Origin of the sequence: uncultured Tenacibaculum sp., from assembly GCF_947498805.1 — a bacterium.
Classification (GTDB): Bacteria; Bacteroidota; Bacteroidia; order Flavobacteriales; family Flavobacteriaceae; genus Polaribacter.
In genome coordinates, this window is the sequence record NZ_CANMLT010000001.1 from 147575 (window position 1) to 164971 (window position 17397).

Genomic DNA, 17397 nt, shown 5'->3' on the forward strand with positions numbered 1-17397 from the left:
TAAATTAAAGCAATCCTCTTCCAATTTTAACCATTCTTTTTGAATTATGATATTCTTTAGAAAGCTTATCTAAAACCCCATTGATAAATTGTCCACTGTTACTAGATGAATAATCTTTAGCTAATTCGATGTATTCATTAATGGTAACTCTACTTGGAATTGAAGGGAAATGTAAGAACTCTGTGATAGCCATTTTTATTAAAATCATGTCAATATCAGCAATTCTATCAGCTTCCCAGTTAGGAGTTTTTGCGGTAATTTCCTCATCATATTTATGATGATGAAGCATGGTTTTGTTGAATAAACTGTTCACAAACAATTTATCATCATTGTCTTTATATAAACTACCTAATATAAATGGTTTGTTAGGGTTTTGCTTGTTAAGAGATTTAATTATCCAAGTGTTTACAAATGGAATATCATCTACCCAAGAAATCATTTTGTCTTCGTAATATTCTGCTAGCTTTTCATTTGGAGCTACAATTTCTCTAAAGAAATCTATTACAAAGGCTCTGTCAACATTATAAGAATCTTCAACAGTATCCATATACTTTTGGTATAAGTCACTTTTTTGTAACTCTTCCCAAATAATTTTAACGTACTCATCATCTAGGATCCAGTAGTTAAGTTTATTCAACTCAATATACCCTTCTAAACTAACACTTTCGTTAATTAGATTGAGTAAACGATTGTTTGTGAATTTTGTATTAGGATTTAAATCTTCTTTTGTAGCAAGAATTTTCTTTTTAGAAAGTTCCATTTTTTTTCGAGCTAGCTTCTGTACCTCAATTAATAATTGAAGGTTGACAGTATATAGATCGAACATTTTTTGAATGCTATGTTTAACAAATTTTTCCTCTTTAACTAAATCGTTATTATCGGAGTGTAACATAGCGTACACTGATTGCATTACTTTAACTCGAATATGTCTTCTGTTAATCATTATAAAGAACTTTAAAAAAAAGAGCGATAGAAATTGTTTCTAACGCTCTGCAAAAGTAAAACTTTTTTAATTTTTTATCTAGCTATTTTGCTCTTTTTTACGAGCGTCAATTCTTGCTTGTGCAATATTAAATGCTGCTTGATGCGTAGTAATATTTTCTTTCTCAGCTAAAGCAAAGATTTCCAAAGTAGTATTGTAAATGTTTTCAGTTCTTTTTAAACTTTCTGCTTTGTCGTATCCTACAACTTCTGCATAAACATTAATAATACCTCCAGCGTTAATTAAGAAATCAGGAGCATATGCAATTCCTTTTTCTTGTAACATTTTTCCGTGTTTTAACTCATTTGCTAATTGATTATTAGCAGCACCAGCAATTACTTTAGCTTGTAATTGAGCAATACTCTCATCATTTACAGTAGCACCTAACGCACATGGAGCATAAATATCAATATCTAATCCGTAAATATCATTTCCTAATACTACGTTAGCACCATATTTTTTACTTAATTCTTCTAAACGAGCTTCGTTAATGTCGTTTAAAATAACTTGTGCACCTTCGTCAGTAATATGCTTTACTAATGTTTCACCTACATGACCAACTCCTTGTACTAAAACTTTCTTTCCTGCTAAGTTATCTGTACCAAACTTATATTTAGAAGCAGCCTTCATTCCCATATATACACCATATGCAGTTACAGGAGAAGGATTTCCTGAACCTCCAATAGCTTCAGAAACACCCGTTACATGAGGAGTTACTTCTCTAATAACATCCATATCACGAGTTTCCATTCCAACATCTTCAGCAGTTATGTATTTTCCACTTAAAGAATTTACATACTCCCCAAATTTACGCATTAAAGCGTCGTTCTTTTGTGTTTTAGCATCACCTATAATAACCGCTTTACCACCTCCTAAGTTTAAACCAGAGATAGCTGATTTATAAGTCATACCACGAGATAAGCGTAAAACATCATTTAACGCATCCCACTCACTTTTATATTGCCACATTCTAGTACCTCCTAAAGCAGGTCCTAAAGTTGTGTTATGAATACCAATAATTGCTTTTAAACCTGTATCTTCGTCGTTGCAAAATACAATTTGCTCATGATTATCAAAAGATAATTGCCCAAATACTGGGTTGTTCTTAAGGTCTTTAGTATCAATGATTTCTGATGTCATCTGTAGTTGTTTTTTACTTTGAAATTATTTTAATAATCTCAAAAATTGAGTCGCAAAAGTAAGAAATCGTTAAATCATAAGCAAAAAAACTACCTCTTATTATGTTATCTTTAACAATTAGAGCGTTAAATTGAGTATATCATATTAAATAAGAAAAATAAATATTGAAAGCATTACAATACCTAAATAAATATTTTATAAAGTATAAATGGAGATTACTTTCTGGAATTGTTATTACACTGTTGTCAAAGGTGTTAGCTTTAAGGATTCCTGTGGTTATTCGGAATTCTCTGAATGTGGTTGAGTCATATTTAAAGAAAGAAGTAGAAAGTTTGGCTGAAGTAAAGTCAGAATTACTGTACAATATTTTCCTGATTATAGGATTAACACTGGTAGCAGGTTTCTTTACTTTTTTAATGCGTCAAACAATTATTGTGATGTCTCGTTTAATTGAGTTTGATTTAAAGAATGAGATTTACAAGCAATATCAAGAGTTATCTATTAACTTTTATAAGAAGAATCGAACAGGTGATTTGATGAATCGTATACATGAGGATGTTTCTAAGGTACGTATGTATTTCGGACCTGCAATTATGTATACCCTGAATATGATTGTGTCTTTTGTAGTTGGTTTTACTCAAATGATGCAAATTGATGTAAAGTTAACCATGTATACACTAATTCCTTTTCCGGTTTTATCTGTGTCAATATTTATGTTGAGCAGACAAATAAACAAGAAGAGTACAGTGGTTCAACAATATTTATCAAAACTAACCACATTTAGTCAAGAGTTTTTCTCAGGAATTAATGTGGTAAAGTCATATGCAATTGAGCCGAATATTGTAAAAAGCTTTAAAGAATTAGCAGATACCAGTAAGGAAAAGAACATTGATTTGTATAAAGTTCAAGCCTTGTTTTTTCCATTGATGATTTTATTAATTGGAATAAGTAATATCATTGTACTTTATATAGGAGGAAAGCAATATATAGATGGAGAAATAGGTTTAGGAGTTGTTGCTGAGTTCTTTTTATATGTAAACATTTTAACTTGGCCAGTAGCAATATTAGGATGGGTTGCAGATATTATTCAGCAAGCAGAAGCTTCTCAACAACGTATTAATGAGTTTTTAAACCATGTGCCTGAAATTCAAAATGAAGTTGAAGATAAAACAGATATCAAAGGAAATATATCGTTTAAAAATGTATCCTTAGTATATGATGATACCAACATACAAGCATTAAAAAATATTAGTTTTTCTATTGAGGAAGGGGAAACACTAGCTGTCTTAGGTAAAACAGGGAGTGGAAAATCTACTATCGTTAACTTACTCACAAGATTGTATGATACTACAAATGGAGTTGTAGAAATTGATGGTACACCAATCAAAGAACTTAATTTATACTCGGTTAGAGATCAAATAGGGTTTGTACCCCAAGATCCTTTTTTATTTTCTGATACAATTGAAAATAATATAAAGTTTGGAAAAGAAGATGCGGATCGAGAGGAAATAATAGACGCGGCAAAAAACGCAGTGGTACACAATAATATTATAGACTTCAAAGATGGCTATGATACTATTTTAGGAGAAAGAGGCGTGACGTTATCAGGTGGACAAAAGCAAAGAGTATCGATTGCTAGGGCTATTATTAAAGACCCTAAAATTTTAGTTTTTGATGATTGTTTATCTGCTGTTGATACAGAAACAGAAGAACAGATCCTTTCGAATTTAGAAAAGATTTCAGCAAACAAGACAACCTTCATAATTAGTCATAGAGTTTCTTCAGCGAAAAATGCCGACAAAATTATTGTTTTAAATGAAGGAGAGATAATACAGCAAGGGGTTCATAATCAATTGATAAAAGAAGAAGGTTTTTATAAAGAATTGTACGAACAACAACTTTTAGAAAAAGAAATGTAGCGTTTTGTATGGTCAAGTAAAATATTTTTTTAGATTTGTTGAGGAAAATAAAACAACCAACTAGTTTTTAAAAGACGAATTATGAGCGAGAGAGTAGAACAAGAAGAAATTTTTTCACAGGTTTTAAGGGCAGGAAGAAGAACTTACTTTTTTGATGTAAGATCTACAAAGGCAGATGATTATTACTTAACTGTTACTGAAAGTAAGAAGTTTACACATGATGATGGATCATATCATTACCAAAAGCATAAAATTTATTTATATAAAGAAGATTTTACAAGCTTCAAAGAGATGTTAGATAAAGCAACTGATTTTATTATTAATGAAAAAGGAGCAGAGGTAATCAGTGAGCGCCATCAAAAAGATTATAAGAAAGAAGAATCAGTAGCTGAAGTTTCAACTGAAAACTTTACAGACGTTTCTTTTGATGATATTTAAAATAATGAAATGTAATTTGATCATCTAGATTTAGGTAATCAACAATTACATTTTTAATTCAAATTCAATTTACACAAATCTAAAAACCACTAACATTTTTATGTTAGTGGTTTTTTAATTTTAATTACGGAATTTTTTTTCGGGAATAGAGCTTGATGAAAATAGTTTCATTAACTCTTCATAAGTAAGTGTTTTACCAACCTTACTGTTTAGTTTATCATCCTTTTCGTTTAAGTAATTTAATGTATTCATAGCTACGATCTTTTAATTTGGTATAAAGATAACTATAAAAATTATTTTTAATGTTAATAGGATGCTAAATTCAAGTAAATTAACTTCTTAGGTTACAGCGCTTTTTTCATGGTGCTTGTTTTGGCAACAGTTTCTAACCATTCTTTTTCAGGATTACTATCAACCGTAATTCCTCCTCCTATATAAATATGAGCAATTGCTTGTGTAATTTCCATACAGCGAAGATTTACAAATAAATTAGAGTGGTTATCAATATTCAATTCACCTAAATAGCCAGTATAATAGGTTCTTTGATAATTTTCATTATCTAAAATAAATTGTTTAGAAACTTCTTTAGGCAAACCACATACTGCTGGTGTAGGATGTAATGCATCAATTATCTCAGCAATGTTTTTTCGATGAGTTCCTTCTATTGTGGTTTGTAAATGAACTAAGTTGCCAGCTTTAATAGTGTTAACATCAGAAGTTGATATTTTTTCCGTAATAGCACTTAATTTATCTAAAATATAATCAGTAACAAATTGCTGTTCGTCTATTTCTTTTTGATTCCAGGTAACTTTTATGTCTTTTTGAAAGAGCTGAGTTCCGGCCAAAGACATTGTTTTAAATTGATTGTTATTGATTTTTACTAGAGTCTCTGGAGTTGCTCCTAACCATAATCCTACTTTTGGATGAAACCAAACATATACCATGGCGGTTGGATATAAGTAAAGTAGTTTTTGAAAGGTAGTAGTAAGATCAAAATTTTCAAGTAAAACTTCTTCTTTTCTCGATAAAACAACTTTTTTAAACAAGTTGTCTTGAATGGCCTTGATGCCAGAATCAACCAATTTTATATGAGCTTCTTTAGAAGAAACATCATGGGCGAAATCTTTATTAAAAGAAAGCTTATTAGATATTATAGGTTGTTCCTCATAAAAATCTGCGCTATCAATAGGAATCAATATAGAAGCGTTGCTATTGTCAAAAGGAGCAAAAACAAATCCTCGTTCTTTTAAGTCTTTAGCATAGTATATAGAATCATCTTTTTGTATGTATAAAGAAGTATTAAGTTCGTTAGGTTTTCTATAACAAACAAAGGGTTGTTTGTTGGTATAAGCCTTATTAATCTGTTCTAATATACTCAATCTAGTTCGTTTAATAATTGTTGTTTTAAAAAGTCAAAATTGCTCCAAAGTATCCCATGTCCGGCATCATCTACTTCTATAAGTTCAAATTGGTTTTTGGCAAATTGATTTTGCAAAAATAAAGAATTTGAGAATGGAACAATCATATCTGCATTCCCATGAATACTTTTAATATTACTCTTAGCAGTATTCCATTGGTTTTCAAATTGAGCCAAGTCTTCTTTATGTGATAGTTTTTCTTTTGAAGCTTCTTTCCATACGTCGGGTACTAACCATCGCGTTAGTTTCCATTTGTAAAAATTTACCAACCAGGGCATAGGTTCAACTTTACTATATACCGCAGGTGCTAATAAGATAATACCTTTTAATTGTTGTTTTATAGATAAAGCAATAGGACCTCCGTAGGAATAGCCAAAAAGAATGGTTTTAGTAGGGTTGAGATCTGAAATGATATTGTTTAACATTTCATTTTCAAATGCAATACTTTCTTGAACTGTATTTCTATCATTAAAATTATAACCTATCCGATCATATGAAATCATATTGGCTTTTTTCTGAAGTAAGCTGTCGCTTAAAAATCGATTAAAATCATTTAAAGAGCCTATAGTTCCATGAACAAAAACAATGGTAGGGAGTGTGGTGTCTGAAACAATTTCAATTTTTCGATATTCAAAATCTTTAAAAGTTTCTTTAGTTAGTTTAGGTTGAATTAAACTTTTCGAATAAGATTTCAAAATAGCTGCATCACTTTTTGGACTCGTATAATAACGAAACAAAAAGTATAAAACGAGTATTAAACCTATGCTTATATAACTAGAAATTTTGATTGTTTTTTTTAAGATTCTCACTTTTTATCTAAAACAATATTTGTGATTTTACAAATAGAAATTGGGTTGTTGTCTTCATCAACAATTTTTACTTCCCATAAATGTGTAGTTCTTCCTTTGTGTATTAATCTAGCAGTAGCATATACCATTCCTTCTTTTTTACTCTTTAAATGGTTTATACTAAGTTCAATACCTTTAACAATCTGTTTAGTTGTATCAATAAAAATAATAGAAGCGCAGCTACCAACAGTCTCAGCTAATGCAGCAGAAGCACCACCATGTAAAATACCTTGTGGTTGGTGTACTTTTGAGTTGACAGGCATTTGAGCTGTTAAAAAATCATCCCCAACATCGATGTACTCAATTTCTAGAGTTTCCATGAGGGTGTTTTTATTTAATTTATTGAGTTTTTCTAATAGTTGTTGTTTCTCCATGGCAAATAGATTATCAACTCAAAAATACGTATTTTTGTGCTGATTAAATAATGGAGAAATGTATAAAGTACGTGTAATTTTAGATACGCAAGAAGATGTAATAAGAACGTTGTTGGTAAATGAAAAAGAATCCTTAGAAAACTTACATTTTACTATAGCAAAAGCTTTTGGTTTCGATGGTCAGGAGATGGCTTCTTTTTACAGAACAGATGAAGAATGGAATCAGGGAGAGGAAATTCCGTTATTTAATATGGCAGAAGCAGGCGAAGGGATTTCTATGGCTACATGTGTTTTAGAAGAAACTTTACCTAAAGCAAGTGACAAACTTATTTACGTATATGATTTTTTACATATGTGGGCTTTTTATGTTGAAGTAATTGAAGTTTCTGAGCAAAATGTAGAAGAAGCTAAAGTAATATTGTCTGTAGGAGAAGTTCCGGAGGAAGCGCAAGAAAAGGAGTTTAAGTCTGATGATATTATGAATGGATTTGATGATGAATTTAAAGATGAGTTTGATGATTTAGATCGTATAGACGATTTTGATTTTGATAATTATTAAAAATTAATATGGCACAGTTTATAAAGTTATATAACGACAATCCGAACCCGAAAGAAATAGAAAAAGTTGTAAAAGTATTGCAAAATGGAGGTTTGGTAATTTATCCTACCGATACAGTATATGGTTTAGGATGTGATATAACAAACTCTAAAGCCATGGAAAAAGTAGCAAAGATCAAAGGGATTAAACTAGAAAAATCTAATTTCTCTTTTGTCTGTAATGATTTGAGTCATTTATCTGATTATGTAAAACAAATTGATACAGCTACATATAAAATTTTAAAAAGAGCACTTCCTGGACCTTATACTTTTGTATTACCAGGAAGTAATTCCTTACCTAAAGTTTTTAAGAAACGTAAAACAGTAGGTATTCGTGTTCCAGATAATAATATTGCCCGAGAAATTGTTGCGGCATTAGGAAATCCTATTGTTTCAACATCTATACATGATGAAGATGAAGTTTTAGAATACACAACAGATCCTGAACTAATCTTTGAAAAATGGCAAAACATTGTTGATGTAGTTGTAGATGGAGGATATGGAGATAATTATGCTTCTACTGTAATTGACTTAACTATGGATGAACCTGAAGTAATTCGTGAAGGAAAGGGAAGCTTAGATGTTTTATAGTCTGCTGCAAGAATTTCCAAAGGATAGTGGACCAATTTATCAAGAAACTATCGAAGGGAGGTTGCCAGTAGAACCTTTCAATACTTTTAGTAATCTCATTTTTATTGCTATTCTTATTTATTTTGGTAGAAAGATAGCTAAGAATCCTAAAAAACATCCTTTCTTTTTATTCGCTATTCCTGTAATTTTTATTAGTTGGATTGGTGGTACTATGTTTCATGGAACAAGAAGTCATGAATTTTGGTTAGTGTTAGATTGGTTACCAATTATGATTGTTTGCTTGGGAGGTATCATATATTTTATAGGAAAGATTCGACAAAAATGGTGGGAGCGTTTAGCCATATTTATGGGGCTTTTAGTACTTTCTATAGTTCCAAGAATGTTGCCTTTACCTAATTCTTATAGGATATCATTTGGATATTTAATTACAGCTATTACGGTATTGACTCCTTTTATGTGGTATGCTTATAAAACCAATTGGAAAAGAGTGCAATATATTTTGTACGGAGCAGGTATTTTTGGAGTAGCAATTCTTTTTAGAACTCTAGATAACATGCTAGTTTTATTACCAATGGGTACGCATTGGTTGTGGCATGTATTTGGTGGAATTGCTGTTTTCTTTTTGTTATATTATATCTATAAAGATCAAGAAGATTTAAAGTAAATTTTTAAAGATCTTTCTAGGTAAAATAGAATACACTCAAACAACTACTTCGAAAACGAAAAGGAAGTTTGGATGTAATGGTTAGTAAGTAAAGTTTATAAATACCTCTATATCTTCCCAAGCTAACAAAATCTTACCGTTTCCGTCTCTTCCTCCAAAAGCAATTCCAAAGGCTTCAACATCTTCTTTTGTATATTTAACAGGTACTTCTATTTCTAGTACATTTTTCGAAGGGTTATAATCGTATGTACCCCATGTAAATAAATCTGAATTGAATATAATTTTCCAAGAAGTTTTATTTGGAATAGAATAGATTGTATAATTCCCTTTTTTTAGAAGCTTACCTTCAATTACGATGTCTTGATATAGGTTTAATTCTGTAGATTGATTTGCTCCTGTTCGCCAAAGTTTACCGTAGGGAACTAAAGCCCCAAAAACTTCTCGATTTTTCATGGATGGTCTGCTATAAATAATTCTTGCAACAGGATGAGAGTTTAGTCCGTTTGGTCTAAATACAGCAAAATCTAAAGGGCTTTTGTCTAGGTTTTTAATTTCTTGTCCAAATGAGAAATTGAAAAAACTCATTAGTATTAATGAGAGAAGTATTTTTTTCATAATTATTGATTTATGTAAATTTAATTAATTTTTAATTGGGAATTATTATTGAATCTTCCCGTTATAAGCCAACCACCAAAATCTTCTGAAACTGCCATTAATAACGTGTTTTTGCCTTTTTTAAGAGGCAGGTATACAGCATCAAAAAGACCAACAGTACCTAAATAACGATAATCTCTAGAACGCCATTTATTGGTTCCTTTGTAAATTGGTTGACCATTTAGAATAACGACTACTCTGTCACTATATCCAAATTCAAAAAGCTTTATTTGAGGTTGATCAGAATCAATTTCAATTTTAGCAAAAACTGTATTTCCTGGTTTTCCATCATAACGTTTTAATTTCCTAGAGATATTGGCAGCTATTCCTTCTTCAACAACAATTTCATGGTTCCATTTTCTAGCATTAATTATACTTTTTAAAGAGCTGACGTTTTCTAATTCCTTTTCTTTAAACTTATCAGATATTTTCCATTTAGAAACTAAGTTTTCAATCGGTTTTCTGGTTTTCGGAGTAAAGTTTTTAAGGTTAGTTTCATTTGGGGCGATTTTTATGTTGGCTAAATGTAAACCAGTGAACCGTCCCCCTCTAAAAGCAACCACTCCTTCTTGAGGAGTATGGAATAAGTTCCATGATAAATTAGGAGTTTCTGTACCGTCTAAAAATACTTGTGCTTTGTCGTTGTTTACAACCAGTTTTACATGGGTCCAATCATCAAACTTATACTTGTAAGGAAAAGAATATTTCTCTCCAAAATACAATTGCCATGGTGTAATTCCTTTCGTAGCAGGGGCCGCTTGATTGGCATCTGGTTTACCCGATAAATGTGGACGCATAAACCATTGCTCAGAATCAAAATCTTTGGTCCCTCTAAAGTAAACACCTGGAAAAGCTTGTTCTTCTTTTAAGAATACGTCAAATTCAATTGTTCCATTTAAAAAGGTTTTATCTTTTAGAGTAATGGCACCTCCTTGTATGTATATAGCGTCTTTACCTTTAAAGTTTTCAATAATATAGGATTTAGCATTTATATCCCAGTTTATAGTATCTAATGGAATGTAATTTTGAGAAAATGTAATACTCGTCACAAATAATAGAACGGTAAATAATCTTGAAATCATAATAATTGTTTTAATTGATGCTCAAATTTCTATATTTCTGTTTTTCAATCAGAAACAAATAGGTTCAAGTTGGTTCATAGTTGTTCAAGTGATAAATTTTGGTGATTTTTGTTATAATGAGCGCGTATAAAGAATATAAGGAGGTTAAAGAGTGTTTAACTCTGATTGAAGAAAAACTTAATTGGGGAAATTCTCAACTGTGGCATAATGATGTTTTTATAGAGTTAAGTGAAAGAATTCAAGAAGAAACCAAAGTATTATTAAGTCCTACAACTTTAAAAAGAGTTTGGGGAAAGATAAATTATAATAGTGCTCCAAGTATTAGTACGCTAAATGCATTAGCTCAGTTTGCAGGTTTTTTAAATTGGAGAGATTTTAAGAATAATCATCAACAACCAAGATTTTCTTTTTATAAGAAAGTTGTACAATCGAATTTTAGGGTAATCATGTTATCAGCATTTATCATTGCCGCATTGTTTTTGTCCATCTTTTCAATGTCAAATAACAAAAGTAAAACTGTGGACTATTCGAAGGTGTCTTTTGAAAGTAGACCTATAACAAAAGGGTTACCAAATTCTGTCGTTTTTGATTTTGACTTAAAAGGAGTGAACTCAGATAATATGCTAATTCAACAATATTGGGATGAAACCAAAACAATTGCTATAGATAAAAACCAAACCCAGGCCACGGGTCAGTATTATTTTCCAGGATACTTTAGAGCAAAATTATTGATAGATAATACGATTGTAAAAGAACACGACCTTTTTATTAAATCAAATGGATGGCTAGGAACTATTGATTATAATCCAATTCCTAAATATTTTAAAGAAGACAGCATTAAACAGAAAAATGGTTTGTCGTTTTCGAATGAGGTTCTCGAAGAAATTAAAGAGGAAGAAAACCCCTTAACAACTACTTTTCATTATGTTAATGATTTAGGGAATCTTTCTGGAGATAATTTTGAATTGGAATTGGATGTTAAAAATCTATTTCCTGAGAAATGGGGAGTGTGTCAGAAAACTGTAATTATTGTGGTAGGAACGAAGAGTGCCTATTTAGTGCCTTTTTCAATAGAAGGATGTGTTTCTGAAATAGGAATGATGTTGAGTGATGTGTATTTGGATGGTAAGAAGAATGATTTATCTGCTTTTGGAACTGATTTTAGTACATATGAAAAAGTTAATATCAAGACAGAAGATAAAAAAGTAAATATTTCAATTAATGGAATAAAAATATATACGAATAGTTATGCTAATTCAATAGGAGAAGTAGTTGGTGTTCGTATTAAATTTTATGGAATTGGAGCGGTGAGTAACCTTTTATTAACAGATTTAAAAGGAAGCGTTTTTTTGAAAAGCTAGTTATTTCAAGTCTCTAAATAGTTTCCTTCCTAAAGCATAATACTGCCATACTACAGACTTAATAAAGAAATAGTTTTGACTTTTATTGGAAGCACCTCTTTTCTTTAAGAATTTAAAGAAGTTTTTATAAAAACTGAAATGTGCTTTTAAAATGGCAAATAAGTGCTTTGGTTTTAATTCAATTAAAAACTTAACTCCTGCTAATCCGTCTAAAACCAAACGTAAAAAAATAACAGAAAATAGTTTAGAAGTTGGTAGGTTTTTAAGTAAACTCAATAAGCTATTTCTAAAGTTTAAGTAGGTTTTTCTAGGATTCAATGTGTCTAAGGTTGCTCCACCAACGTGGTATACAGTTGAGGTACCTACATACTTAATATCATATCCTTTATTATTGGCTCTCCAGCAAAGATCAATTTCTTCTTGATGTGCAAAGAAATCTTCATCAAAGCCCTGTAGTTCTTTAAAGACAGAAGAACGAATAAAGAAACAAGCTCCCGAAGCCCAAAATATCTTAGAAGTATCATCAAATTGTCCGTTGTCTGTTTCTAAATGATCAAAAAGTCTACCGCGACAAAAAGGATATCCAAAAGCATCTATAAAGCCTCCTCCAGCTCCAGCATATTCAAATTTAGTCTTGTCCTTGTAATCTAAGATTTTTGGTTGAATAGCAGCTGTATTTTCCTCTCTGGAAAAGACGTCAATAATAGGAGTTAGCCAATTCTCTGTAACTTCAATGTCTGAATTAACCAAACAAAAAACATCGGCTTCTATGTGTTGTAAAGCATCGTTATATCCTTTTGCGTATCCGCCATTCTCTGTATTTTGAACAATTTTTACGGTTGGGAAATGTTCCTTTACAAAACTAATGGAATCGTCTGTTGAAGCATTGTCAGCAACATAAACTTCAGCTTCCTTAGAACTGTAGTTTACAACAGAAGGAAGAAACTGTTCAAGCAGTTTTTTTCCGTTCCAATTTAATATGACAATGGCTGTTTTCAAGAATGCAAACTTACATTTTTATAATCAGTTACTCATATACTGAAAGTATAAAATTAGCTTAAAACTAGCATTAATTTTCAGGAGTATAAATTTTCAATTTCGACCAAGTTTCTTTCCAAGACTTTTTAGCTATTCTTTGAATATATATAGTTGGGTTGAAGTTAGAAGTAGGTCGTACAACTAAATGAAACAAATCATTTAAACCATAGGGAGCTATGTAATTAATTTGAAGTTGTTTATCAAGTTGAATAGCAATCGCGGTAGCAGTTTCTGGCCAAAAAGAAATTGCATTTAAACAATTTAGATATTTATTGTGATTGTTGTAAATGTGCATTCTAGCTTGATTCTTTACAGACCAATTAACCTCTGGGTACTTCCTTTTTAATGTTTTCTCAATTTGAAGATCTACTTCGGAAGATAAATTTGATGAATCAAAGTATATGACATCAACATCATTTAAAGGAGTTCTTGGCTTGTTGTGTTTAACATCCCATACTTTGTTTCTTACAAAGCCAGCACCTACCCAACAATCTTTTAAATTCAAATCGTTTACAATTTGCAAGATGTGAAGCATCCAAGCATCGTTTTTAATAATGCTAATGAGTTCAGAAGAAAATTCTTGTTCCATGTTTTATTTGTAAGAAGGAATATCTTTTAGAAAAACATAGGCTTCATTCTCTTTATCTAATACACAGAAATAATGTTCTAAACCGTTGGTAACAACTAAATAAGTAGCATCTAGTTTTAAATTATAGCGCGCAATTTGATCGAATGTACTTTGTGTAATTTTTATATGTGGAGCTTTACATTCAACAATGATATTAGGAGTTCCGCTAGGAGAGAATATAACAATATCGGTTCGTTTTTTTAAATTGTTTATTACCAATTGTTTTTCAATAGCTATTAAAGAAACCGGATATTTTTTCTCTTGAATTAAAAACTGTACAAAATGTTGTCGTACCCATTCTTCTGGTGTAAGTACCACATATTTTTTTCGTAAACTATCAAAAATAAGCGTCTTATTTTCGTTACTTTTGAGCTTGAAATTATATGTAGGAAGATTGAGCTTTTGCATGATTCAAAAATAATGAAATGAACGAAATTAAATCTATTATCTCTGATATAAAAGCTGGAAATACCAAACCTATTTACTTTTTAATGGGTGAAGAACCGTATTATATCGATAAGATTTCAGATTATATTGAAGATAACGTATTAGAAGAATCTGAAAAAGGTTTTAATCAAGTGGTGATGTATGGAAGAGATGTATCTATAGATGAGATCGTGTCTTCTGCTAAACGTTATCCGATGATGGCAGAAAAGCAAGTGTTGATTGTTAAGGAAGCACAAGATTTAAGTCGTACTATTGATAAGATTGAAAGCTATGCAGAAAACCCACAGCCTACAACGGTACTCGTTTTTAACTATAAATACAAGAAGCTAGATAAGCGTAAAAAAGCCTATAAAGCAATTGCCAAAAACGGACTGATTTTCGAGAGTAAGAAATTATATGAAAATCAGGTGTCTGATTGGATTCGTCAGGTACTAAGTGCTAAAAAATTCAATATAGAACCCAAGGCGTCACAAATGTTAGTAGAGTTTTTGGGTACAGATCTAAGTAAGATTAGTAACGAATTGGATAAACTGGTCTCAGTACTACCTAAAGAAACGATCATTTCAGATAAGCATGTTGAAGAGAATATAGGGATTTCAAAAGACTTTAATAATTTCGAATTGCGTAAAGCAGTTGGGGTAAGAGATATTGTAAAAGCAAACAGAATCATAAATTACTTTGCTCAAAACCCAAAGAATAATCCGTTAGTAATGACAATTTCTTTATTGAATAGTTTCTTTACTCAGTTGCTAATGTATCACGGATTGAAAGATAAGTCTAAAGCAAGTGTAGCAAGAACTTTAGGAGTGAATCCATATTTTGTAGATGACTATGTTAATGCGGCACGCAATTATCCAATGCGAAAAGTTTCTCAAGTTATTGGATTGTTAAGAGATGCAGATGTTAAAAGTAAAGGAGTAGGGGCTAATCAATCTCATGCCGATATTTTAAAAGAATTATTGTTTAAGATTTTACATTAATGGAGAAAACATCTGTTCTTTATAAAGAGTTTAAAGACTTATTACTGTCTGAAGAAGAGCAGAGGTTAATTTTTTCAGGCTATGAAAAAATAGCAGTAAAGAAAGGAGAGTTATTACTTAAAAAAGGAGCCATTGTAAATAATTATTACTTGGTTGCAAAAGGCTTTTTACGCTCTTTTGTTTTGGATGTTGAAGGGAATCAAGTAACCACAAATTTTTATACTGGAGGAGATATAGTTTTAGAAGAAACTTCATTTTTTCTGAGAAGTGCAACCCAAGAGAATATAGAAGTGCTTGAAGATTCAATTTTATGGAGTAAAAATTTTGAAGTTTTTCAAGAGCATTTTAATTCTTCAGAAAAATATAGAGAGTGGGGAAGAGCACACTTAGCTAAGAACTTTTTTGAATTCAAACAAAGAAGTTTGTCAATGATTACCAAAACTGCTAAAGAAAGATACTTAGATTTATTAGAAAATAGACCAGAAGTACTTCAAAAAGCAAACTTAAAACATATAGCTTCTTATTTAGGAATTACCGATACATCTTTAAGTAGGATACGAAAAGAAATCTTGCAATAGCTTTCTTGTCATATGGCAAGTTTTTATATTCAAGTAGAGATTATTTTTGAGTAAAATATTTAATTATGATTCCTGATTTACCTTTATTTATTTCTATATCCTTTGTTTTAACCACAGTATATGTCATCTTCTTTTTTGTCAAGTCAAATAAAGTTAGTAAAAGTAGTCTATTTATTGTTTTTCTATGGACAGTTCTATTAAGTGTATTGTCTTATATGGGATTGTATCATTACCAAGAAGGAGACAGCTACTCTAGGTTTGTTTATATCTTATTACCTTCAATCATCTTTCTAGTTTTTTTATTAAGAAATAAGGCTAATTATGAAACAAGAGATTTTAGATGGAGTACAGCCTTGCACATGGTTCGTTTTCCAATTGAGTTATTGTTGTTTCAATTAGCGCTAAGAAAATGGATCCCAATGGAAATGACTTATGAAGGTTGGAATTATGATATTATTCCGGGAATCACAGCTGTAATTTTGGTAGCTTGGATGAATTATAGGAAAATAGATTATAGATTGTTGTTTGGGTGGAATATTGTGAGTTTATGTCTGGTGCTATTTATTCTATCTAATGGATTTCTATCTCAGGAGTTATTATACAAAAACTTTGGGTATTCTGTTCCTAATAAAGCGATTGCATATTTTCCTATGGTTTTATTAGCAGGTGTTATAGTTCCCATTGTAGTCTATACCCATATTAGTGATATAATTTTACTAAAGAAAAAGATTGCAGAAGGAAGTTAATTGGCGCCACAACACTTTTTATACTTACGACCGCTGTTGCAGTAACAAAGATCATTTCTTGAAATATCAATCTTTTTAAAATGAAGGTTTTTATCATCCATGTCTTGTTGAAACATTTGCTCCAACAAATCATACAGTTTCGGATGCTTCTTTGCTAAAAGCTTAGGCCTTTCAAAAAAGTATTCACTAACCACTGAAAAGAACTCTGCTCTATTGGTCCCTCCATATGGATTAATATCTGAAGTTTCTTCATAGATTTCATCCATTTTCTTATTCATCAAATCAATCCATGGAATGGTATATTGTTTTTCTAGTAAAACTTCTGGGATTCCATCAATGTTTCCATCGAGTTTGTCTATTAAATGAACAAATTCATGAATGGCAGTATTCTTTTTATCTGATTCGTTTTGAAATCCTAAACGCAACGCATGTCTTGAAAGAATCATCTTGCCCTCTAAATACCCATTACCAACCATACCTAATATCATTCTATCTGGTCCCGTTGTTTCAAAATCATGATTAAACGAATTAGGATACAGGATTATTTCAGACAAGTTTGGGTAATGCCAATTCGGAAAATTAAAAATAGGAATCACAGCGCTAGCAGCAATTAAAACTTTGTCTATTTCTTCTATAGTAGTATCAACTCCTATAATCTCACAATTAAGTAAAAATTCCTGTATTTTAAACTCAAACAATTCTTTTTGTTCTGTATTTAAAGCATTGTAAAAAGCTACGTTTTGGATTAAGATAGGTTTCCATGTTTTAGGAAATTCTAAAGATGGAACTGGAGTTTTTTTATACTGTTGTTTATTCTTTTTTTTGGTTGTGAAAAAGAACAAGGATATGATGAGTATGGATGAGAAAGCAAGGATCATTATAGCAATTTATAAGCGTAAAAAACTCACCGCA

At 30.9% G+C, this 17397-nt stretch carries 21 protein-coding genes; 9 read left to right on the plus strand and 12 right to left on the minus strand.

What is annotated here, in order from left to right:
* Nucleotides 1-4: 4 nt before the first annotated feature.
* Entirely contained in the window at nucleotides 5-943 is a 939-nt protein-coding gene (nusB, locus tag Q0873_RS00695) for a transcription antitermination factor NusB (RefSeq protein WP_299103799.1), read from the minus strand.
* 78 nt (nucleotides 944-1021) lie between these two features.
* Entirely contained in the window at nucleotides 1022-2122 is a 1101-nt protein-coding gene (locus Q0873_RS00700) for a Glu/Leu/Phe/Val dehydrogenase (RefSeq protein ID WP_299103801.1), read from the minus strand.
* 164 nt (nucleotides 2123-2286) lie between these two features.
* Between Q0873_RS00700 and Q0873_RS00705 the strand changes: the two genes are divergently transcribed.
* Both Q0873_RS00705 and Q0873_RS00710 read left to right on the plus strand, forming a co-directional pair.
* Nucleotides 2287-4041 (plus strand): ABC transporter ATP-binding protein, encoded by a 1755-nt coding sequence (locus Q0873_RS00705; protein WP_299103802.1) that lies wholly within the window; start codon nucleotides 2287-2289, stop codon nucleotides 4039-4041.
* A gap of 81 nt (nucleotides 4042-4122) precedes the next feature.
* The gene (locus Q0873_RS00710; protein WP_299103804.1) at nucleotides 4123-4479 is read left to right on the plus strand and encodes a PUR family DNA/RNA-binding protein; all 357 of its coding nucleotides are present in this window, start codon (nucleotides 4123-4125) and stop codon (nucleotides 4477-4479) included.
* Nucleotides 4480-4599: 120 nt separating this feature from the next.
* On the opposite strand, the gene Q0873_RS00715 is transcribed toward Q0873_RS00710, so the two are convergent.
* From Q0873_RS00715 to Q0873_RS00730, 4 genes are all read right to left on the minus strand, one after another.
* Entirely contained in the window at nucleotides 4600-4731 is a 132-nt protein-coding gene (locus Q0873_RS00715; RefSeq protein WP_299103805.1) for a hypothetical protein, read from the minus strand.
* A 92-nt stretch (nucleotides 4732-4823) separates the two neighbouring features.
* On the minus strand, nucleotides 4824-5858 hold the full coding sequence (locus tag Q0873_RS00720; RefSeq protein ID WP_299103806.1) for a chorismate-binding protein: 1035 nt from the start codon (nucleotides 5856-5858) through the stop codon (nucleotides 4824-4826).
* Nucleotides 5855-6592 (minus strand): alpha/beta hydrolase, encoded by a 738-nt coding sequence (locus Q0873_RS00725; protein ID WP_299103807.1) that lies wholly within the window; start codon nucleotides 6590-6592, stop codon nucleotides 5855-5857. Before Q0873_RS00725 ends, Q0873_RS00720 begins: the two co-directional genes overlap by 4 nt.
* A 110-nt stretch (nucleotides 6593-6702) precedes the next feature.
* The gene (locus Q0873_RS00730; RefSeq protein WP_299103808.1) at nucleotides 6703-7119 is read right to left on the minus strand and encodes a PaaI family thioesterase; all 417 of its coding nucleotides are present in this window, start codon (nucleotides 7117-7119) and stop codon (nucleotides 6703-6705) included.
* A 58-nt stretch (nucleotides 7120-7177) separates the two neighbouring features.
* Here Q0873_RS00730 and Q0873_RS00735 point away from each other — a divergent pair, with 58 nt between their 5' ends.
* Genes Q0873_RS00735 through Q0873_RS00745 form a run of 3 tightly spaced genes read left to right on the plus strand, consistent with a single transcriptional unit; the run spans nucleotide 7178 to nucleotide 8971 of the window.
* Nucleotides 7178-7678, plus strand: a complete 501-nt coding sequence (locus Q0873_RS00735; RefSeq protein ID WP_299103809.1) for a hypothetical protein — start codon at nucleotides 7178-7180, stop codon at nucleotides 7676-7678.
* Between the two features lie 8 nt (nucleotides 7679-7686).
* Nucleotides 7687-8307, plus strand: coding sequence for an L-threonylcarbamoyladenylate synthase (locus tag Q0873_RS00740; RefSeq protein ID WP_299103810.1), 621 nt, complete (start codon nucleotides 7687-7689; stop codon nucleotides 8305-8307).
* Complete coding sequence (locus Q0873_RS00745) at nucleotides 8297-8971, plus strand: ceramidase domain-containing protein (RefSeq protein WP_299103812.1); 675 nt, start codon at nucleotides 8297-8299, stop codon at nucleotides 8969-8971. The genes Q0873_RS00740 and Q0873_RS00745 overlap by 11 nt, the downstream gene beginning before the upstream one ends.
* A gap of 81 nt (nucleotides 8972-9052) precedes the next feature.
* Here Q0873_RS00745 and Q0873_RS00750 read toward each other — a convergent pair whose 3' ends face one another.
* A complete protein-coding gene (locus Q0873_RS00750) occupies nucleotides 9053-9586 on the minus strand; it encodes a DUF2911 domain-containing protein (protein ID WP_299103813.1) in 534 nt (177 codons plus the stop codon).
* 20 nt (nucleotides 9587-9606) lie between these two features.
* Nucleotides 9607-10707 (minus strand): hypothetical protein, encoded by a 1101-nt coding sequence (locus tag Q0873_RS00755; RefSeq protein WP_299103814.1) that lies wholly within the window; start codon nucleotides 10705-10707, stop codon nucleotides 9607-9609.
* Nucleotides 10708-10823: 116 nt separating this feature from the next.
* Here Q0873_RS00755 and Q0873_RS00760 point away from each other — a divergent pair, with 116 nt between their 5' ends.
* Entirely contained in the window at nucleotides 10824-12068 is a 1245-nt protein-coding gene (locus Q0873_RS00760) for a hypothetical protein (protein WP_299103815.1), read from the plus strand.
* Here the strand turns inward: Q0873_RS00760 and Q0873_RS00765 are convergent, their stop codons facing one another.
* The 3 genes from Q0873_RS00765 to Q0873_RS00775 all read right to left on the minus strand — a co-directional run bounded on the left by Q0873_RS00765 (nucleotide 12069) and on the right by Q0873_RS00775 (nucleotide 14142).
* The gene (locus Q0873_RS00765; protein WP_299103816.1) at nucleotides 12069-13067 is read right to left on the minus strand and encodes a glycosyltransferase family 2 protein; all 999 of its coding nucleotides are present in this window, start codon (nucleotides 13065-13067) and stop codon (nucleotides 12069-12071) included.
* A 70-nt stretch (nucleotides 13068-13137) separates the two neighbouring features.
* Complete coding sequence (locus Q0873_RS00770) at nucleotides 13138-13695, minus strand: nucleotidyltransferase family protein (RefSeq protein ID WP_299103817.1); 558 nt, start codon at nucleotides 13693-13695, stop codon at nucleotides 13138-13140.
* Between the two features lie 3 nt (nucleotides 13696-13698).
* Entirely contained in the window at nucleotides 13699-14142 is a 444-nt protein-coding gene (locus Q0873_RS00775; protein WP_299103818.1) for a type I restriction enzyme HsdR N-terminal domain-containing protein, read from the minus strand.
* Nucleotides 14143-14159: 17 nt separating this feature from the next.
* On the opposite strand from Q0873_RS00775, the gene holA reads away from it, so the two are divergent.
* The 3 genes from holA (at nucleotide 14160) to Q0873_RS00790 (ending at nucleotide 16485) form a co-directional block, all read left to right on the plus strand.
* Nucleotides 14160-15161 carry a DNA polymerase III subunit delta gene (gene holA, locus Q0873_RS00780; RefSeq protein ID WP_299103819.1) on the plus strand — a complete coding sequence of 334 codons (1002 nt, stop codon included), beginning with the start codon at nucleotides 14160-14162 and terminating at the stop codon, nucleotides 15159-15161.
* On the plus strand, nucleotides 15161-15739 hold the full coding sequence (locus tag Q0873_RS00785) for a Crp/Fnr family transcriptional regulator (RefSeq protein ID WP_299103820.1): 579 nt from the start codon (nucleotides 15161-15163) through the stop codon (nucleotides 15737-15739). Before holA ends, Q0873_RS00785 begins: the two co-directional genes overlap by 1 nt.
* Before the next feature lie 65 nt (nucleotides 15740-15804).
* Nucleotides 15805-16485 carry a hypothetical protein gene (locus Q0873_RS00790; RefSeq protein WP_299103822.1) on the plus strand — a complete coding sequence of 227 codons (681 nt, stop codon included), beginning with the start codon at nucleotides 15805-15807 and terminating at the stop codon, nucleotides 16483-16485.
* Here Q0873_RS00790 and Q0873_RS00795 read toward each other — a convergent pair.
* On the minus strand, nucleotides 16482-17363 hold the full coding sequence (locus Q0873_RS00795; protein WP_299103823.1) for a zinc-dependent peptidase: 882 nt from the start codon (nucleotides 17361-17363) through the stop codon (nucleotides 16482-16484). The two genes, Q0873_RS00790 and Q0873_RS00795, sit on opposite strands and share 4 nt — an antisense overlap.
* Between the last annotated feature and the right edge of the window lie 34 nt (nucleotides 17364-17397).